Origin of the sequence: Acinetobacter sp. NBRC 110496 (assembly GCF_000876115.1) — a bacterium.
GTDB lineage: Bacteria > Pseudomonadota > Gammaproteobacteria > Pseudomonadales > Moraxellaceae > Acinetobacter.
In genome coordinates this window covers 102,169-118,520 of record NZ_BBTF01000001.1, presented here as the reverse complement: position 1 = coordinate 118,520, position 16,352 = coordinate 102,169, and the positions used below count along the sequence as shown (strand labels likewise).

The window sequence follows — 16,352 nt, the reverse complement described above, 5'->3', positions numbered from 1 at the left end:
TATAGAAAAGTCATATTTTCTTTATTGTCCCTCTTATAGGGTATGTAAAAATCAGTCTATAAACAAGATCATTTGTAAAAAAACCTTTCTATTTTTAAAATATTTTTTTTAAACGTGAAGCAATTCACTCTTTATTTACAGTTAAGTTAATTAATAAACTTTCTTACTATTTTTTAGCCCACTTAATAAATTGATTTCACAAAAAAATCATTTTATATTTAAATCATCCAATAAAAAGATGTTTGGTTGAACCAATAGTTATATTCATAAGCAACCAAAAAAAATCTAACTAAATAATTGGAAAAGCAATAATATTATTAATTCATCGAGTACAAGACCATGCCAAAAAAATTTGAAAACTTTAACGACCCAAGACAGAAAGCTATTGAAGGTATGAAAAATAGTATTTCTGCAGATGTCTGGAATAAGAACCTGAATTTTCTGAATGAACTTCGCGCAGAAATTTCAAATCATCCTGTTTCACGACATCCTGCCATTCAACTTTTAAATGACGGTGTCATTGACAAAGAAACTTTGAAACACATTCATTTAGAATATCGTCATGCCATCGTACAAGTATTTACCGATGCATTATTGATGGCACAATTCCAAAGCAAACAACTAGAACCACGTTTATTATCAGGTTCTAAAATGTTCCCTCGTTTTTTACTTAATCTAAATATTCTGGATGAATTCGGTTTCCGCCCTGGCTTAGACGAAGAAGGTTACTATTCAGGCAATCCTGAATATGCTCATTACCCTCTCTTTGAAGACGTGTTAAATGACTTTGAACTAGGTCAAGCAGAACGTAATGACTATCAACCGTCTCTCATTTCACAACGCGTTCGCAATTTTCTGGAAAACTCATTCCATAGCTATCAGGCGGTGTCGGCACTATTGGCTGTCGCCGAAGAAGAGGTCATTTTATTTAGCCCCGCATTACGTCAGGCAACTAAAGCCGTTGGTTTTGATGTTGATAGCGGTTATTACTATGTCCATGGTGTTTCACATGACGCTTCAGCTGAGGCAGCTGATGATGATCATGAAGATGATTTATGGTTTGTGCTGGCACAAGCTTGCGTTGAATCTGAATACGCATCGATTCGTCAACTCTGTCTTGAATACTGTGATTTATGGGAACAGTTCTGGGATGAACAAATTGCCTACTATGGAAGTTTCAAAAAATTGGCTTAATTTCTTTTATATCAAGGGCCATCGTCAACTTTTCAGTTGAATGATGGCTTTTTTACAACCTAAAAAATTCATTAATACAAGCATAGCAACATATCTTCAGATATCACCTGAAAATGAATTGGCTCAAAGCTAGTGCGTAATTTACGATATAATTCACCTTTCTTTCGCACATATATTCAGCACATGTTTTCTCAACTCGATGTCAACTTATTGGTTCTTCTGGTTTTATTAGGCTGTGGTATCTTTAGTCAAAATACAGCCGTAACCATTGCGGCAGCATGTCTCATTCTGGTCAAACTCACCCCATTGAATCAGTTTTTTCCTTATATTCAAACCCATGGTCTGAATATTGGCATCATTATCTTGACGATAGGTGTCCTTGCTCCTATCGCAAGTGGTAAAATCAGTGGTGAAAGTATTCTGAAATCATTTATCAGCATTAAGTCTTTAGCTGCAATCGCTGTTGGACTCTTGGTCGCATGGCTTGGTGGACGCGGAGTTAAACTGATGAGCAATCAACCCGATGTTGTTGCAGGACTTTTGATTGGAACCGTGGCAGGCGTTGCTTTACTACGTGGCGTGCCCGTGGGTCCTCTGATTGCTGCTGGAATATTGTCCCTGCTGATTGGTAAATCTTAATACATCCTAAGAGCAATAAGAATATCTCACTGATCAAGATCAAGGTAGTGTATTCTCCACTACCTCCATGCTAAATGATGGTTAATCAGGACTCATAATAAACTGTACGTAATTTCGAAAACTTCTCCAACTGCTTAATAAAACCTTCAAAATAACTCTTCTCTTTATCCTCGACTCGATAGCCTGCATATAAGGTCCTTCTTAAGCCTTGCGGTGAAACACAATCCAGACGACGACTCACCACCCAGCCCTTTTGTTCATATTCATTTACCACCCAATCAGGCAAAGCGGCAATACCTCGTCCACTGGCAACCAGTTGGATCAGCATTTGAGTTAAATCCGTGGTTCGAATCTGCTTAGGGTGAATATTTGCGGGAAGAAACAAATGCGCCATGATATCCAGACGATGCTTATCAACCGGATAAGTAATCAAGGTTTGCTCAGCTAAATCTTCAACAGAAATCTTTTCGGCACGCACCAAAGGATGCGTATTTGAAAGTACTAGTCGTGATTCATATTCAAAAATCGGAAAATATTCAATTCCTTTTAATGCAATCGGATCAGCAGTAATCAATAGATCGAATTCCGCATTTTGCAGTAATTCATGTGGATTCGATTCAAAACCCGCTGCAAAGTCTAGATCGACATCGGGATATTGATGACGGTACTGATTCAATAAAGGCATAAGCCAGTCGAAGCAACTATGACATTCCGATGAGAAGATAATCCGTCCGGTTTGGCCATGCACAATACGGGTAATATCGGTTTGTGCAATTTGAACCTGTGGCAAGACATCATCTGCCAGTTTCAGTAAGCGCTCTCCAACATTGGAAAAACTCACTGGACGACTGCGACGATTCACAACTTCTACGCCATACCAGTGGTCTAATTCTTTTAACTGATGTGAAATAGCTGAGGGGGTCAGACATAGATCGGTTGCTGCTGCAACCAAAGAACCGTGCTCTCTTAAAGCAATTAAAGTTTTCAAATGACGAAGTTCTAACATGGCTATGGCCTAGTGATTTAATCCCCTTGCATCCCCCATTTTTAAGCGAAACCGATTACAAATCATCATCAAATTCTAAATATGGGTTTGCTTCCTCGTTAAAGGCAAGCTGCTAAAAAGATTTTTAGTTGAATTTATTTCATCTTAACACAAAACTCATTAATTTGTCTCAACATAAGCTTTTTCTTTAGCTCTTACTCGTGTGTTGTATCAACAATCAACTGCCCGTCATCTCATCGTCGTAATCTCCGACTTGGTATAGTTTTGAAACATGATAACGCTGGGGACTTAGAAATAGAGTCATTAAAAAATTTCAGCTTAAGCTGAGAACATTTCATTTTATTGAGCCGCCACAGGCTTCTAAAACTTTTACAATAGAAAATTACTTTTGCAGACCATGCCTACGATGACAAGACAAAGTCAAAAGACGCTTGAACGCCAAACGCTCAGCCTACCCGAAGGACACAACAAACTGCTGCTGCATTCTTGCTGTGCGCCTTGCTCTGGTGAAGTGATGGAAACCTTGATTGAGTCAGGCATCGACTTTTCGATTTTTTTTTATAATCCGAACATTCATCCCGTGAAGGAATATTTGATTCGTAAAGAAGAAAACATTCGATTTGCCGAAAAACATAATATCCCGTTTATTGATTGCGATTACGATACTGACAATTGGTTTGCCCGTGCCAAAGGCATGGAAAACGAGCCCGAGAAAGGCATTCGCTGTACCATGTGTTTCGATATGCGCTTTGAGCGAACAGCCCTGTATGCCTATGAACATGGCTTTAGCCTGATCAGTAGTTCACTCGGTATTTCACGCTGGAAGAATATGCAGCAAATTAATGATTGTGGTTTGCGTGCAGCAGCGCATTATCCCAATCTTCAATATTGGGACTATAACTGGCGTAAACACGGCGGCGCCGTTCGCATGCTTGAAATCAGCAAGCGTGAAGAGTTCTATCAACAAGAATACTGCGGCTGTGTTTATTCACTCAGAGATACCAACCGCTGGCGTATGAGTAATGGTCGTGATCGCATTCAATTGGGCGTTAAGTTTTATAGTAATGCGATGGAGGATGAGTCAAATCAATCAGACTAATTCTTCGATGTTAATATTATAAATATATGATCATCTAAATGATTTATATACCATATAAAAGGCAGCTCATATATTTAAATACGCGGCAACGCCATTCGCAACTGTTTGAGACAGGATTACTTTTGCTTGATAATGTTTTTGCGATATAAAGTGTTAAATATTGGTAGCGAACGAGTTTTGCGAATGGCAATGATTTTGCCTACTTTTCCTAAAAGAAAAGTAGGTCGAAATGAAGTTGAATCCTTATACTAATCTTTTCAATTAAAGACTCTGAAATAGCATAATTTCTCTAGATTAAACTCCATTAAAAGGTCAGTTTACAGCAACACTAATTATGCTGTAGAACTGATTACTTGGCTTTTGCTTGGCATCGACCGCCTCACTGACTTCAATCAGATACTCGCCTGCTTTGGCAAATACCAGATCAGCACTGCCATCTGCCGCTGTTCTTAAGTTAATCCCTTGCTTATCGGTTGCACCTTTAGCGCGAATCACAACATTCGCATTGGCCAATGCTTGATTGGCTTTCGATGCTTTAATTTTCGCGGTTTGATTGGCTTTTAACTCACTTGGATGGGTTAAAAACTCAACTTGAATCGGTGCTGTGCTTGCCTGCACAGGCGTATTCTTGTGTTTAGATACATAGGTCAATAATGTCCATTCACGAGTAATCTCAACAGGTGTAATTTTTTTAGCCTTCAAGTCCGCAGGAATGACAAAATCACGCTCAGCTTTTGCAGATGCTTTGTCTGCTGGCATATCAAAGAACATTTTCCATTGTTTTTGATCTTGTACATATTTGAATGGATAACTGGTGCTAGTTTTAACACTATACGTCCCCACTTCAGGCAACTTTAGATCAAATACAGTTGCCGACCCCAATTTAGACGTGGCTGCAATTGTGGTTTTGCTGTTATTCGGACTGGTAACTTCAAACTTTGCATCTTTTAATGCATATTCACTTTGCAAAGCTTCTTCTGCATAACCCGAGATCATTGCGACTTGAGTTTGTTCCGTGGTATACGCAAGCGGTGCAACATAGGGTTCATGAGCAAAACTATAACCTGAAGCAAGCAGCAATGAACTGATCAATAATTTTTTCACTCTTTTTTCCACCCTTTATAAAAATTCTGCTAAAAATGATGCGCGCCGAGATAATTTCGGCAAAATTTTGAGATAAGTGAAGATTTAAACTGTTTCACGTATTGAAAACAAATTCCAAATTTTTATATGTGTTTATGACATACCCACGCAAAGGTGGGTATAAATATTAAGATTTTGCTTTGCCGATCATAGCTGGGGCAAAGTGGTAAACACCTGCTTGAAGTGCACCATTCGACTGTATATATAGATTGTCACCACCTAAAGCATTTTGACATACAAGCATTTGCCCATCTGGTTGGCCATATTGAGCTGTTGCAAATATCTTAGCAAGTACAAATGAAGCAAATTGGCTCGGATTGAATGCTAGATCACATATAAATCTTGGATCTTTATGAGTAAATAATGGACTTCCACCTCCCGACCCTATTTGAGATGTAGTGGTTATATACCCTCTGAAATAGATCGAACCTTGATATGTTGCGAACTCAAGCCGTGACTTGGACTGATCAATTAGAGTAGCCCATGAAATTCCAGTTAATGTACTTGCATTCACCCAAACTATAGGATTTGCACTTGATGAATTGATTTGCCCTTGAAGCTTACCGAATGCCGCAAGAAACGCATCTGTGGCGGTAATTGGAGCATTTACAATATTTAGGCCTGTAAGGGTTGTTGCTCTAACATTGGCGGGAAGATTATTTTGCTGTGCTTGTGATTTACCAAAAGCTTGCAAGAACGTGTCCGTTGCAACAATGGGTGAACTGTCGGCAGTGCTCAGGCCTGTCAATGGTGTAAGCCTAACTCTTGGTTCAGTGAAATATAGCCTAGAACCTTCGGTAATATCACTTGTAGTTGAGTTGTGAGGATTGCCCTGCGACTGGCTGTGATCATACGCAACCTTGCCTCTGTCGCCTCTATACGCAGTTTCCGATGTTTCACCTAAAGCAACACCACCGCCTCCAATGACCACGTACAACATACCGCTCCAACGATAGGTTTTGTTCGTGTCCACATCGACATAGACTTTCCCCGATTCGGGTACGTAGGGATTGCCGTTAAGATCGTTGAATTGGCTAGGATTTACGTAGCGACCATCAAGCACATCATCGACATAGGAGGGCAATTGAGATGCTGTAACCTTTCCGCTTTCATCTAAATCAGCTTTTGTTGATAGAGCTTGATTAACTGCCTGACCATCAGCTTTTAGATCAATCTTATCTAATAGCAATTGATCTTGCTGATCGACATAGACTTTATTTGCTTTTACAAAGATGGACGATTTAAGCGCATTAACTTCTGTATCAACATAAGAAATGTTGGCTTTTAAGGCACCTTGTTCATCTACATACAATTTAAGATTGGCAACATTACCAAGCTTTTCTGCACCAACATCTTGAGCATTTAGAAGTACTGCACCCGTTTTACCTTGTACTGAAGTAACAACTTGTGCATCCAAACCTGTGAAAAAGCCTAGAGGTAGATCAAAGACAATATCTTTGTTATCAATCAAATTATTAACTGGTATAGGGTTATTTGACCAATATACCTCTAAAACAATATCGATCATTAGCTGATACTCTTTTCAATCGTAAATGAATAGGTACTTGAGTTCTTTACCTTCCCATCGATGTTTAATTTTATGTCTGTTCTCGCCATGCCAGCTTTCCAGTTAGCTGTAATTGACTTATCAACCTCAAGAAGCACCGCACCTTTAGTTGAGGCTTGGTCACAAACAGTCACATCACATACAGCAATTTCTTTTCCAGTTGAATCAACAATCGTAGCTGTGAAATGCATATTGTCAGTTATCAATATTGCTTCGCGTGTTTTCCCATTCCGTGCAATAAATAATAATGAAAAACTATTACCTGTCTTAATCGTAGGGTTCATGCTATACGTCTCCATCTAGCGTCCACAACAGATGGCTGAACGTTATTATGTGGTTTATCTCCACCAGCACTGCTAGTTTTAAATTTATAGCCCACATCACTGGTATTTGTTACTGCTGTAGATGCGTAGTTATCTTGTTGTTGTGATGGAAATTCATGATCATGATTAGGCATTTCTTCAATAGTAAGTTTATGAACATAAGCACCAAATATACTTCCTACAGCTTTTGTCCAGTCTGGATCATCTGAATTAGTTGATAAACCAACAGATGCTTTACCTTCACCATGACGAATCCAAGTTGTACCAATGTATTTTACATTTGGATTAAAGTTAGGAATGCCAAAATCAATCACCACACCCACAGGATAAAAGTAATCGACAATATTTTCGATGAAGTTTTCAATCAAAGAAGTACGTTGTGAGACAGCTACAACTTGATCGGAAACACCTTTAACAATGGTATAGACTTGGTTTTTTTGTGCTGGATCAAGTGCAGTGCCAAATCCTTCAATAACATTGGCTAACTCTTCCTGAACGTGGTTACACCATGATGGATCAAGGTAGGTGGCATCTTGTCCTGAAATATCAGCATTATCATGGAATCCTGCTTTACCAGCTCCATTGACATCAGGACGTGCGTTAATAGTGTTAATTCGTTTCATTAAATCACCTCAATGTCATAGCGTAAGAAAATAGGTAAATAGTTCTGCATGATGCAATTTAAATCTGCGTTGATCGGACTCTGGAATCTAAGTTTGACCTTATAACGCAAAACATCAGTGTTTACTGGTGCTGTGCAAGGCGTTGTACATTGCATAGGTTTGTATTTAATGAGTTCAACTAGGTTCACATTAAAAATGGAAAAGAGTTGTTCTATATAACTTGTATTTAAAACATTTTTTGTACTTCTAATCCAATTAACAACAGCCAAACGCTCTTCAAATGATTGACCAATGTTTGTCTGGCACTTTAATGGCAAACCATATTCACGCTCATATTCTTCTAATAGTTCTGGTGGTATAGATTCGATTACTTTTAGCAATCGTTTGGCATCAAGATCTGTTTGTGCCAGAGCTGTTGCATGACCATAGATATCATCAGCAATATTGGTATTTGGTGCTTGATCATAACCACCAACAGGCAGTAATGACCGCAGCAATATTTCATACATTTTGATAGTTTCGTTAATAGTCATAGCGCACTCACATTTAATGTGCCAAGACGCAGCCAATAAGTATTAAACGGATCAACTGTAGGTACAATATTCACAGATGGACTCAAAACTAAGTCAGTGACTCCAGCTATTGCAACAATCCGAGCAGTCAGAATAGCCGCTTGATAAGGCTTAACAGGTGCAATTTCAGAAAAATAGTCACGAATTACCTGCCTTACTACATTTAAATTTGCTGTACCAGAGATAACCGCTGCCACAGGCACAAGCAATTCAGTTGGAGAATATGCTCTGCAATCAGCCCAGAAACCTGCATAATCATCTAAAACCGCTTGAACCGTTGCTATCAACGCATCACTGGGTAACGTTGGTGGATTACCAACGGCAGTGATGGCAACATCTAGTGAGCCAAGACCACGTCGTTTAGCATAAATATAAGCATGCTTCACATTAGGAATTGATCGCACTAAAGCTTCTAAATCCTCTGCACGATATCGAGATAAACCAAGTTGTTTTTGTTCTAGTAAACGTGCACGCCAATCTTCAAGTTCTTCCTCATCTGTACCACCACCAATTGATACATCAGTTGCAATGCCACTGAGTCCAGCCAACGGACTAACCCAAAGCAAAGTGCCTGCAAAATTCCAACTTGCGCCAATTCGATCCGCTACTACATCAACAGCTTTTGCTGTGTTGGCTACCAAAGTTGTATCGCTGGTTACTGTCCAATAATGTCCTTTACCATCTGTTAGCTTGTTACCAGCGGTAATGGTCAAATTCACATTAGATTTTGCCAAAACAGTACCAGATGCTTGAGCACCGCCAAGACGTGGTCGACCTAACTCATCGGCATGGATATAAAGAAAAGGCTCATCAGCAGTCGCAACAAAAAGCTGCTTCTGTATATAAACTTGATGGTGATATAGACCTTCTACAGTAGCGGCAGTTCCATCAGCACGAATGCCAGCATCGCTATCATCTGAAATGGACAAACCTGTTGAGTTACGGATTTCCTGTGCGATTTGATTGCGGATTTGTGCAAATGTTTTTATTGGATAAGCCATATCAACCACCTACTGTGACAAAGTACTGGATTGATTGTTTTTCACCAGTCAAACGAGTGATCTCTATGTTTAGGTCAATACGACTTTTAACTGTTTGAGTCGCTGAAACAACCAAAGACTCCAGACGTGAAGGTATTAAGTCAGCTAATGCTTCTTCAGCATATTGTTTAACTGTCTGTATCATGCGAGGTACATCTTTTGACCGACGTAATAGATAAAAACGACTACCTAAATTAGGATCAGCCCAATACTTTCCGCGATGAATATTTAGACGTAAGCATACAGATTGAACGACATCATCATTAAATTCAGCATCGAGGCTTGTGAGTATGTAGTCTCTTGTCTCTAAATTAATAATTCCCATGAGTTACTCCATTGGTGGTGCAGCTGGTGGACTGTTGCCATGCTTATGGTCGTTGTAAACATCACGCATGGCTTGCATTGAGCTTGTTTGATCAAAGACATCGCCATTAAGTACGCGTACATTGCCGTCATCAATAATCAGATCACCGCCTTTAACATGCGTGCCGTCTTTCTGAAGCCAGACTGAATGCCCGAATTGGTCATAAACACAGGTTTCGCCTTCATCGACATCGATTAAGATCGCGCCACCCTTAGTTGCAATAACGACTGACTTTGCTGTAGTTCCCTGTAGGGGTATAAGTACAACTTTTGCATTTTCTGGAATATGTGAGCTAAAGCCGATTTGCTGAAGCAGCTCAACATCAGTCAATGTCTCATTTGATAAGCCTGTAACTTGAAGAACTTTTGAGCCACCACGAGCGACTATTCCAAACAACGGAAATCGCAATTTTCCGATAGCTTTTTTTACTTGAGCCATGCTGATCATGCTTTAGCTCCCTTGGTGGTTTTGCCTTTTTTCTTGGTAGATTGTGGGTCTTTATAAATGAGCGGTTGCGCCCAATCGCCTTGGCGCTTAAGGTTTAAACGTGTGGTTTTTCCTTCAGTACGAGATAGCATCAAAGTGCGCCCCATTACAGCCCATTTGCCAGTAGCAAGGCTCAATGCATTGGTTTCAACATTGACATACCAGCCAGCTCGCCACACCTTGCCATCAATCACCCAATCATCAACTGTAGCTGTCAGGCTGTATGCCTCTAAGTCATTGTCTTTTTTGATTTTCAACAATGCAGCTTCAGCTTCAGCTTGGCTTTCGACATCACTTAAAGTGATTATTTTTAGACGATTAAAACTGTATTGAGTTTGGACGACGGTTTGGGCAAGCAAACTGTTTGCTTCAGCGTTTTGGCTCATTACTTGTATTTGCGTGAATACATTGGATACATCATTGTCGTACTGAAGACTAAGAACGTTATTTTCATTATTGAGTGGCTTAATTAATCGTAAAGGCTGATTTACTTGGTACGGGTTAGCAAACGGATCACCAATATTTAAGCTACCATCTGGCTCAAACCACACATGCTGGCCAGTGACCTGAGCTGCTTTAATAATAGAGTCCCAAAGTGCCTCACCTGGTTCTACAGAGACTTTGTTTTTTAGCCAGCTATCATTTTGAATACGCACATCATGGATAATTGAGGCGAAGTCACCAGCTAGAACAAAACGCTCCATCAATTCACCCAGTGTGACTTGGCGACCATTGAAAATTGGCACAGAGCAATCAATCAGCTGACCAGCTAAATCGCGACCTGAAATTTGAAGCCCATAGCCTTCACGTTTAACTCCTTCAGAGATACGGTCAGTAATTGCCGTTAGGATAATTTCATCTCCGTAAAGCAATTGTACTTTTGCTGCACCTTGCACACTTGCAGGCAGAGCCTGACCATCATGCCGAAACAGGGTTAAATTCCAGCTATCTGCTGGGGTATCAATTTGACTGTCACAGCTCACATTGTCCCAACCATTGATTTCTATATCACCAATGATGAGCCGAATATCTTTACCTGAATTATCTTGCATAGACAGTCAACTCCATGCCGATTTGAAGTACTGCTGGATTAAATAAATCAGGATTTAAATGACGAATTTCTTCAGCACGATCCATGTCCCCATACAGCATGTGAGCAAGCGAATGAAGCGTACAAGGCACAACAATTTGAGTTTTAGTAATAGGGGGACGTAATTCAATTAACTCTTGAATTTGTATATGAACCTGATCAGCAACTTCTTTAAATATTTGGACTTGACTGACAGTTTCAAAATCTAAAGCTGTTATTGCCTGTTCACGCTCTGCTTTTATTGCTTGCTGCAAATCGCTACGCGTTTGTTGTCTAATGATCGCTAGATCAATAGGTGTAAAACTTACTTGCTTTTTTGCAGCCATTTCTTTACGGACAGCGATTACAACGTTTTGAGAAATTGCAACTGTGCTTGCAATTTTAGTTGCGCGCCATGTTTGCTTGAGTTCAGGCAGATCACCATCTTGAAAAAGTCTTTCAAAACGCTGTACTCGTTTAAATAGATCACGCCATTTTGAAATCGCTGAAATGTTGGTATTAAAGGCGGCTATCTTGGTCACATCATCCACCAAGCCGACAATTGAATCAGCTGGAGATAAAACCGTCTCAACAGCATTTTTCACAATACCAAGATATTGGTATGCTGCATTTACACCATTACGGATATTGTTGACGATAGTAAAAAACTTATTCGGATCAGTGCTTTCAAGTTTTTTCAATGCAGCTTGTAGCGAACTTGCAGGGGTATCTGTGATTGCTTTTGTATCAATAGCTGTAGGTGCTACAACAGGAATAAATAAAGGCCGCTCTTTGTCTTCGGCCTGAATAAACTCAATTGCAATCTTGCAACTATCAACATCTTCAACGTTATGAACAATATTGTATGATTCAACATTGACCTGCATTACACCATGTAGAGGGTGAATCAATTCACCAGAACCTTTGGCAGTCAATGCAGCCCAGAATGCATCCATTTCGGTTTTATAGTTTGTACCTACAAAAACAGCATCAATGCTTATTTTTAAAGGATTGTTACCCATATCCTCGATAGCAGCTTTATTGGAATAAGGAGCTTGCTTGATCGCTAAAGATTTAGAGCCAGATTCATTTGTGTTTGTACATTCAAAATGTACTCCACGAAAACTAGCATCCTGTAAATCATCTTTCCAGCCCATAACAATAAACCTCACTTTTGTGAGGTTTATTGTCCGAAAAATTAGGTTTTTATATTAGGCGGAAACACTTCCTTTTATTTTTGTCCGTATGACAACAAATCTAAACCATGTCTTTTTTGTTCAGTTTGCGCGTGCTGTGTGATTTGATCCATTAAACCACCTCCCATCATCATAGGCTTGTTTTGTATGGTAGCTGAAATTAGAGAATTAAGCTTACCGACCATGTCTCGGCTCAATTGATTCTGCTCATCCATTTTTTTATTTTGTTCATCCAATGCGGCTTGTTGTTCTTTACTTTTTTCTATAGCCATTTCTATAAAATCAGGGCGATTCTCTGAAGCACCAAATAATTTAGCAACTTTCCCATAGAATAAGTCATCCAATGGTTTAAACAACTCATAGCCAACATATCCAGCGGCAGCAACGCCAGCGGTTTTAGTAATTCCACTAGCAGCTCCAGCTACAGTTCCAGCACCTCCAGCGGCTGCACCACCGATCAATCCTTTACCCCCAGCAGCAATAGCTGCAATGCCAGCTGCTGCTCCTAAAGCAGCAACGCCAACACTTGCAGCATAAGCACTAGCAGCTAAAGATTCATTATTCCGTGCCCAGTCTGAAATTTTATCTTTGGCGTTACTGAGTGAGTCTGAGACAGCATCATAAGCTTTAGACTGAGCAAACAGTTTTTCTTGTTCCATTGCCATATCTTTTGCCCACTCAGTCTGACGAACCATATTCGAATCAGCTTCAACAGTACCGCCAGCATTTGAAAGACCTTGTCTAAGGCTTTTTAATTGATCTTTCTTATAGACAATACTTAATGCAGCCATGAGTGCTTGACGATCCGCAATGATCTCACCGAGTTGGCTACCCATTGCAATATTGCTCATATCCTCGATAGCAGCTTTACGCTCGGCGGATGTACCTTTTTGAGCCATTGCTTGGAGTTTTTGGTATTGCTTATCACCTGCAAGCTGACGATCAAGCAATTTTACAAATGCCTCAACGCCATAAACTCCTTGATCACGCTGCTGAATTGCATAAGTTCCCCAGTCAAAAACTTGTTTTTGTTTTTTCTTTCCTACCAACTTTGTTGGGTCACCATTTATTGGAACTACTGAATCTCCTATAGATTTACTAAACTCTCGACTTGATAATTTTGTTAATAGGTTGACTAGGTTATTACCAGCTTCATCAGCAGTACCAGCTGTTGACATAGCAACCTGATTCATTGCAACCAGTTCCATAAACCCTTTTTCACCGCTATATCCACTTGCACGTGCAGCGGCCATTTGCTGTGCTAACCATTTTGCTTGGTCTTTATATTCAAAGCTTCCAAGCTGACCGCCACGCACTGCAATATCATGTCCACGCTGTAAATTAGACAAACCGAAATCTTGCATTCGTACAGTTAAAGTCGCTGCATCAGTCACAGACGCATCTGTAGAAAAAGCTGTTTTCACGGCTGCATTAAGTGCAGGTGAAACATTATTCAGTTCATATTTACCTGAAGCAATTAACGTATTTGCAGCAGCTGCCGCATCTTCTCGAGTCCCTCCACCAGAGCGAACAGCTGCCTTGATATAATCATTCAACTGAGAGCGTGCTGCCAGCCGATCGGCTACCGCCATATTTTGACCACCAGTCGCAGTAGCTGCGATGTATGTTAATTGCTGGTCATAATCACGTGGTTTCTGCATAGCATTTGAAACAATTGCACCGCCTGCAATTGCTCCAGTAGCCACAGCTGCACCTTTTTGCCAAAGAGACATTGTTTGCTGTGTAGATTGATGAGTTTGCTTACTTGAGTTTTCTGCCTGTTTCATCCATTTTGCATATTGCTGAGCCGCTTGTTGTTGCTGTTGCATTAAACTCGTTAGTCGTTGAACAGTGGCTTGTTGGGTTTTCAGTTGTTGGCCTTGAACTTTGGTTTGAATAGATTGCTGACGAAGCACACCTTCCATCATTCTATTTGTACGTAGCAGGCCATCACTAACACGTGCGGTTTGCATCGTGGTTTGAACCCCAACTTTTGCAACACTAACAAATTTCGCTTGTGCTGAACCAATCTGAGTCCATTGCTGATTGATTTGTTTAGTCGCAGTGATTTGCTGATCAGATATTTTTTTAATTTCTTGACCAGCTTGCTGTCCTCTGATCTGAAGCGTTAAAGAAACGGTTGAGTTACTGCTGCTCATACATTTGCTCCAGTCTTAGATTTTGAGTGTTTACGTTCAGTTGAAACGTATGATTTTGTATTTGATGATTGTACTGGCTGCGCTGCATGAGTATTGGCTTGCCGCTCATGCTTGAGTTTTTCAAAGAATTCCATCTTTTCAGATAAAAATGCCAACGCATATTGTGTTGGCATTTTTTCAGCAACTATTAAGTCAACACCAAAATTATGAAGCGTTGCAATTAACTCGACTGGTTCTCTGAACTCTCGGCTTGAAGCTTTACAAGCAAATCATAATCAAGCTCTTCAAGTTTTTTCAGATTCGCACTGGTGCTAAAGGCAAGCACATCATAAGGCACAGCATGTTTTCCGCCCTTAGAATCAACCAGCTTAATTTTTGCACAAAACTCATGAAGTTGAAGATAGTCCCCAGAAATACCATTGGAACGAGCTTTTATCAACTCAGCAGAATCAATATCTGAAAACTCAATTTCACGTGATGTAACCGCTTTACCTTTAACCAGAACGGTCAAGGCAACAGGAAGCGTGCCTAAAATACTTAATTTCATAGTTCACCTACTTAAAAACTTTCTTTCAAATAATCCATTGCGAATAGGGTTAAATCACGCACTGTTTCGCCATTAACATCATAAGAATCGCTTGCTGTAGTCACATTGCAATCGATATAAGTTTCACGAAATCCACCATTCGGCGACTCAATTGAGATACGAGCATCTTCAATGTTGTCCCAATCAATAGAATCTTTTCCATCAGGGATCACAACAGAACAGGTGATGTCAAAGACTTTAATGCCGCCAGACTTGTATTTTGCTTTGAGAGTACGATTCATGGTCAGAATACGTTTCTTGCCATTAGCTTTTGTTGAGTTGAACTTAGAGCAATCATAATCCAGCCCATCAACACTCATTACAATTGAACCAACTGCTTCTTCAGCCATTTTCATAGACCTCATAAAATTAATAAGGCTATTTTGCTGTTATCTATTTATTTATATTAGGCGGAAGGACTTCCATAAATATTAAAGGTCGCAACATGCGACCTTTAAATTCAATACTGGAGTCTAGAATTAGTACACATCAATTGTTCCAGCAATAACATGCATACCACGAACCCAATTTGCTGGAATTTTGGCATTTGCTCGATAGCGGTCAGTTTTATCTTCGATGACCGTCAATTGATCCGCATCAGCTCGCACATTTTGCAAAATTTCAGCATCATCCAATTGAATTAAACGCTTCAGAATGATTGAACGTACATTTCGGCGTTGTGGTGCAGTATTTTTACGTCGACGTTCTTTTGCAAGATCAGCACGGATTACCTTGCGAGTATAATCAATAACCAAAGCACCATTAATGTCCAGCATCAAGTCGTCTTCTGCTCCAGAATCAGGATTAACTCGATAAGTTGAAACTGCTCGAACAATTTCAGGAAACCCATCTGTACCAGTATCAATCATGCAGACGCCATGATTTAACGCCAATTCAATACGCTCAAATTTCAGTTTGTACTGGTCTGATACTGGAGTAATACCACCGAGATTTACGCCATTAAATGGCAAAGCTGGATCATTTGAATCAGCCAGCGCGGAAGCCATTGCTCCAGCAAGTTCTGCTTCTTGACCAATTGCTCCATGATAACAAACACATAAAACACGATATGAGCTTTTAACTGGTAGTTGTGCTGCAAAAGCTTCAGCATCTTCAATGTCAGAAAATGGAACAATCAGAATTGCTGGTTTTTGATTTATTGCATCACTCACAGAGATCAAGTGCGTGATCCAAGCTAATGTATCAGCACCAGCAGCTGGAGGTGATGCTAATGCGATGATTGTATGCCCAAGAGGAGCAATTTTCTCTTGAATACTCATTTTAAT

19 protein-coding genes are annotated in these 16,352 nt (G+C 39.9%); 3 read left to right on the top strand and 16 right to left on the bottom strand.

Going from position 1 to position 16,352, the window contains the following annotated elements:
* Positions 1 to 339: 339 nt before the first annotated feature.
* Together Aba26S_RS00635 and Aba26S_RS00630 are read left to right on the top strand one after the other, a co-directional pair.
* Complete coding sequence (locus Aba26S_RS00635; RefSeq protein WP_043969744.1) at positions 340 to 1,194, top strand: hypothetical protein; 855 nt, start codon at positions 340 to 342, stop codon at positions 1,192 to 1,194.
* Positions 1,195 to 1,377: 183 nt separating this feature from the next.
* A complete protein-coding gene (locus Aba26S_RS00630) occupies positions 1,378 to 1,833 on the top strand; it encodes a DUF441 domain-containing protein (RefSeq protein WP_043969743.1) in 456 nt (151 codons plus the stop codon).
* 85 nt (positions 1,834 to 1,918) lie between these two features.
* On the opposite strand, the gene Aba26S_RS00625 is transcribed toward Aba26S_RS00630, so the two are convergent.
* Positions 1,919 to 2,839 (bottom strand): LysR family transcriptional regulator, encoded by a 921-nt coding sequence (locus Aba26S_RS00625; protein WP_043969742.1) that lies wholly within the window; start codon positions 2,837 to 2,839, stop codon positions 1,919 to 1,921.
* A 397-nt stretch (positions 2,840 to 3,236) separates the two neighbouring features.
* Between Aba26S_RS00625 and Aba26S_RS00620 the strand changes: the two genes are divergently transcribed.
* Positions 3,237 to 3,938: an epoxyqueuosine reductase QueH gene (locus tag Aba26S_RS00620; RefSeq protein ID WP_043969741.1), complete on the top strand. Its 702-nt coding sequence runs from the start codon at positions 3,237 to 3,239 to the stop codon at positions 3,936 to 3,938.
* Positions 3,939 to 4,250: 312 nt separating this feature from the next.
* Here the strand turns inward: Aba26S_RS00620 and Aba26S_RS00615 are convergent, their stop codons facing one another.
* The 15 genes from Aba26S_RS00615 to Aba26S_RS00545 all read right to left on the bottom strand — a co-directional run bounded on the left by Aba26S_RS00615 (position 4,251) and on the right by Aba26S_RS00545 (position 16,346).
* A complete protein-coding gene (locus Aba26S_RS00615) occupies positions 4,251 to 5,042 on the bottom strand; it encodes a DUF4198 domain-containing protein (protein ID WP_043969740.1) in 792 nt (263 codons plus the stop codon).
* 166 nt (positions 5,043 to 5,208) lie between these two features.
* Positions 5,209 to 6,609, bottom strand: a complete 1,401-nt coding sequence (locus tag Aba26S_RS00610; protein ID WP_052500209.1) for a hypothetical protein — start codon at positions 6,607 to 6,609, stop codon at positions 5,209 to 5,211.
* Positions 6,609 to 6,932 carry a hypothetical protein gene (locus Aba26S_RS00605; protein ID WP_043969739.1) on the bottom strand — a complete coding sequence of 108 codons (324 nt, stop codon included), beginning with the start codon at positions 6,930 to 6,932 and terminating at the stop codon, positions 6,609 to 6,611. Before Aba26S_RS00605 ends, Aba26S_RS00610 begins: the two co-directional genes overlap by 1 nt.
* Positions 6,929 to 7,594 carry a hypothetical protein gene (locus Aba26S_RS00600; protein WP_043969738.1) on the bottom strand — a complete coding sequence of 222 codons (666 nt, stop codon included), beginning with the start codon at positions 7,592 to 7,594 and terminating at the stop codon, positions 6,929 to 6,931. The genes Aba26S_RS00605 and Aba26S_RS00600 overlap by 4 nt, the downstream gene beginning before the upstream one ends.
* Entirely contained in the window at positions 7,594 to 8,127 is a 534-nt protein-coding gene (locus tag Aba26S_RS00595; RefSeq protein ID WP_043969737.1) for a DUF2313 domain-containing protein, read from the bottom strand. The genes Aba26S_RS00600 and Aba26S_RS00595 overlap by 1 nt, the downstream gene beginning before the upstream one ends.
* A complete protein-coding gene (locus Aba26S_RS00590) occupies positions 8,124 to 9,167 on the bottom strand; it encodes a baseplate J/gp47 family protein (protein WP_043969736.1) in 1,044 nt (347 codons plus the stop codon). Before Aba26S_RS00590 ends, Aba26S_RS00595 begins: the two co-directional genes overlap by 4 nt.
* Before the next feature lies 1 nt (position 9,168).
* Positions 9,169 to 9,531: a phage GP46 family protein gene (locus tag Aba26S_RS00585; RefSeq protein ID WP_043969735.1), complete on the bottom strand. Its 363-nt coding sequence runs from the start codon at positions 9,529 to 9,531 to the stop codon at positions 9,169 to 9,171.
* A gap of 3 nt (positions 9,532 to 9,534) precedes the next feature.
* Positions 9,535 to 10,017: a phage baseplate assembly protein gene (locus tag Aba26S_RS00580; protein ID WP_043969734.1), complete on the bottom strand. Its 483-nt coding sequence runs from the start codon at positions 10,015 to 10,017 to the stop codon at positions 9,535 to 9,537.
* Entirely contained in the window at positions 10,014 to 11,108 is a 1,095-nt protein-coding gene (locus tag Aba26S_RS00575; protein ID WP_043969733.1) for a phage baseplate assembly protein, read from the bottom strand. Before Aba26S_RS00575 ends, Aba26S_RS00580 begins: the two co-directional genes overlap by 4 nt.
* Positions 11,098 to 12,282 carry a DNA circularization N-terminal domain-containing protein gene (locus tag Aba26S_RS00570; RefSeq protein WP_043969732.1) on the bottom strand — a complete coding sequence of 395 codons (1,185 nt, stop codon included), beginning with the start codon at positions 12,280 to 12,282 and terminating at the stop codon, positions 11,098 to 11,100. Before Aba26S_RS00570 ends, Aba26S_RS00575 begins: the two co-directional genes overlap by 11 nt.
* Before the next feature lie 74 nt (positions 12,283 to 12,356).
* Complete coding sequence (locus Aba26S_RS00565; protein ID WP_043969731.1) at positions 12,357 to 14,480, bottom strand: phage tail tape measure protein; 2,124 nt, start codon at positions 14,478 to 14,480, stop codon at positions 12,357 to 12,359.
* Positions 14,477 to 14,653, bottom strand: coding sequence for a hypothetical protein (locus Aba26S_RS00560; RefSeq protein ID WP_155770348.1), 177 nt, complete (start codon positions 14,651 to 14,653; stop codon positions 14,477 to 14,479). Before Aba26S_RS00560 ends, Aba26S_RS00565 begins: the two co-directional genes overlap by 4 nt.
* 47 nt (positions 14,654 to 14,700) lie before the next feature.
* Positions 14,701 to 15,027 carry a hypothetical protein gene (locus Aba26S_RS00555; protein WP_043969730.1) on the bottom strand — a complete coding sequence of 109 codons (327 nt, stop codon included), beginning with the start codon at positions 15,025 to 15,027 and terminating at the stop codon, positions 14,701 to 14,703.
* Between the two features lie 11 nt (positions 15,028 to 15,038).
* Complete coding sequence (locus tag Aba26S_RS00550) at positions 15,039 to 15,416, bottom strand: hypothetical protein (protein WP_043969806.1); 378 nt, start codon at positions 15,414 to 15,416, stop codon at positions 15,039 to 15,041.
* 129 nt (positions 15,417 to 15,545) lie between these two features.
* Complete coding sequence (locus Aba26S_RS00545; RefSeq protein ID WP_043969729.1) at positions 15,546 to 16,346, bottom strand: phage tail sheath C-terminal domain-containing protein; 801 nt, start codon at positions 16,344 to 16,346, stop codon at positions 15,546 to 15,548.
* Positions 16,347 to 16,352 lie beyond the last annotated feature (6 nt).

Bases quoted from the DNA above. Each gene is read 5' to 3' on its own strand.
- Aba26S_RS00635 (WP_043969744.1), top strand. From the start codon at position 340: ATGCCAAAAAAATTTGAAAACTTTAACGACCCAAGACAGAAAGCTATT.
- Aba26S_RS00630 (WP_043969743.1), top strand. From the start codon at position 1,378: ATGTTTTCTCAACTCGATGTCAACTTATTGGTTCTTCTGGTTTTATTA.
- Aba26S_RS00625 (WP_043969742.1), bottom strand. From the start codon at position 2,839: ATGTTAGAACTTCGTCATTTGAAAACTTTAATTGCTTTAAGAGAGCAC.
- Aba26S_RS00620 (WP_043969741.1), top strand. From the start codon at position 3,237: ATGCCTACGATGACAAGACAAAGTCAAAAGACGCTTGAACGCCAAACG.
- Aba26S_RS00610 (WP_052500209.1), bottom strand. From the start codon at position 6,609: ATGATCGATATTGTTTTAGAGGTATATTGGTCAAATAACCCTATACCA.
- Aba26S_RS00605 (WP_043969739.1), bottom strand. From the start codon at position 6,932: ATGAACCCTACGATTAAGACAGGTAATAGTTTTTCATTATTATTTATT.
- Aba26S_RS00600 (WP_043969738.1), bottom strand. From the start codon at position 7,594: ATGAAACGAATTAACACTATTAACGCACGTCCTGATGTCAATGGAGCT.
- Aba26S_RS00595 (WP_043969737.1), bottom strand. From the start codon at position 8,127: ATGACTATTAACGAAACTATCAAAATGTATGAAATATTGCTGCGGTCA.
- Aba26S_RS00590 (WP_043969736.1), bottom strand. From the start codon at position 9,167: ATGGCTTATCCAATAAAAACATTTGCACAAATCCGCAATCAAATCGCA.
- Aba26S_RS00585 (WP_043969735.1), bottom strand. From the start codon at position 9,531: ATGGGAATTATTAATTTAGAGACAAGAGACTACATACTCACAAGCCTC.
- Aba26S_RS00580 (WP_043969734.1), bottom strand. From the start codon at position 10,017: ATGATCAGCATGGCTCAAGTAAAAAAAGCTATCGGAAAATTGCGATTT.
- Aba26S_RS00575 (WP_043969733.1), bottom strand. From the start codon at position 11,108: ATGCAAGATAATTCAGGTAAAGATATTCGGCTCATCATTGGTGATATA.
- Aba26S_RS00570 (WP_043969732.1), bottom strand. From the start codon at position 12,282: ATGGGCTGGAAAGATGATTTACAGGATGCTAGTTTTCGTGGAGTACAT.
- Aba26S_RS00565 (WP_043969731.1), bottom strand. From the start codon at position 14,480: ATGAGCAGCAGTAACTCAACCGTTTCTTTAACGCTTCAGATCAGAGGA.
- Aba26S_RS00560 (WP_155770348.1), bottom strand. From the start codon at position 14,653: ATGCCAACACAATATGCGTTGGCATTTTTATCTGAAAAGATGGAATTC.
- Aba26S_RS00555 (WP_043969730.1), bottom strand. From the start codon at position 15,027: ATGAAATTAAGTATTTTAGGCACGCTTCCTGTTGCCTTGACCGTTCTG.
- Aba26S_RS00550 (WP_043969806.1), bottom strand. From the start codon at position 15,416: ATGGCTGAAGAAGCAGTTGGTTCAATTGTAATGAGTGTTGATGGGCTG.
- Aba26S_RS00545 (WP_043969729.1), bottom strand. From the start codon at position 16,346: ATGAGTATTCAAGAGAAAATTGCTCCTCTTGGGCATACAATCATCGCA.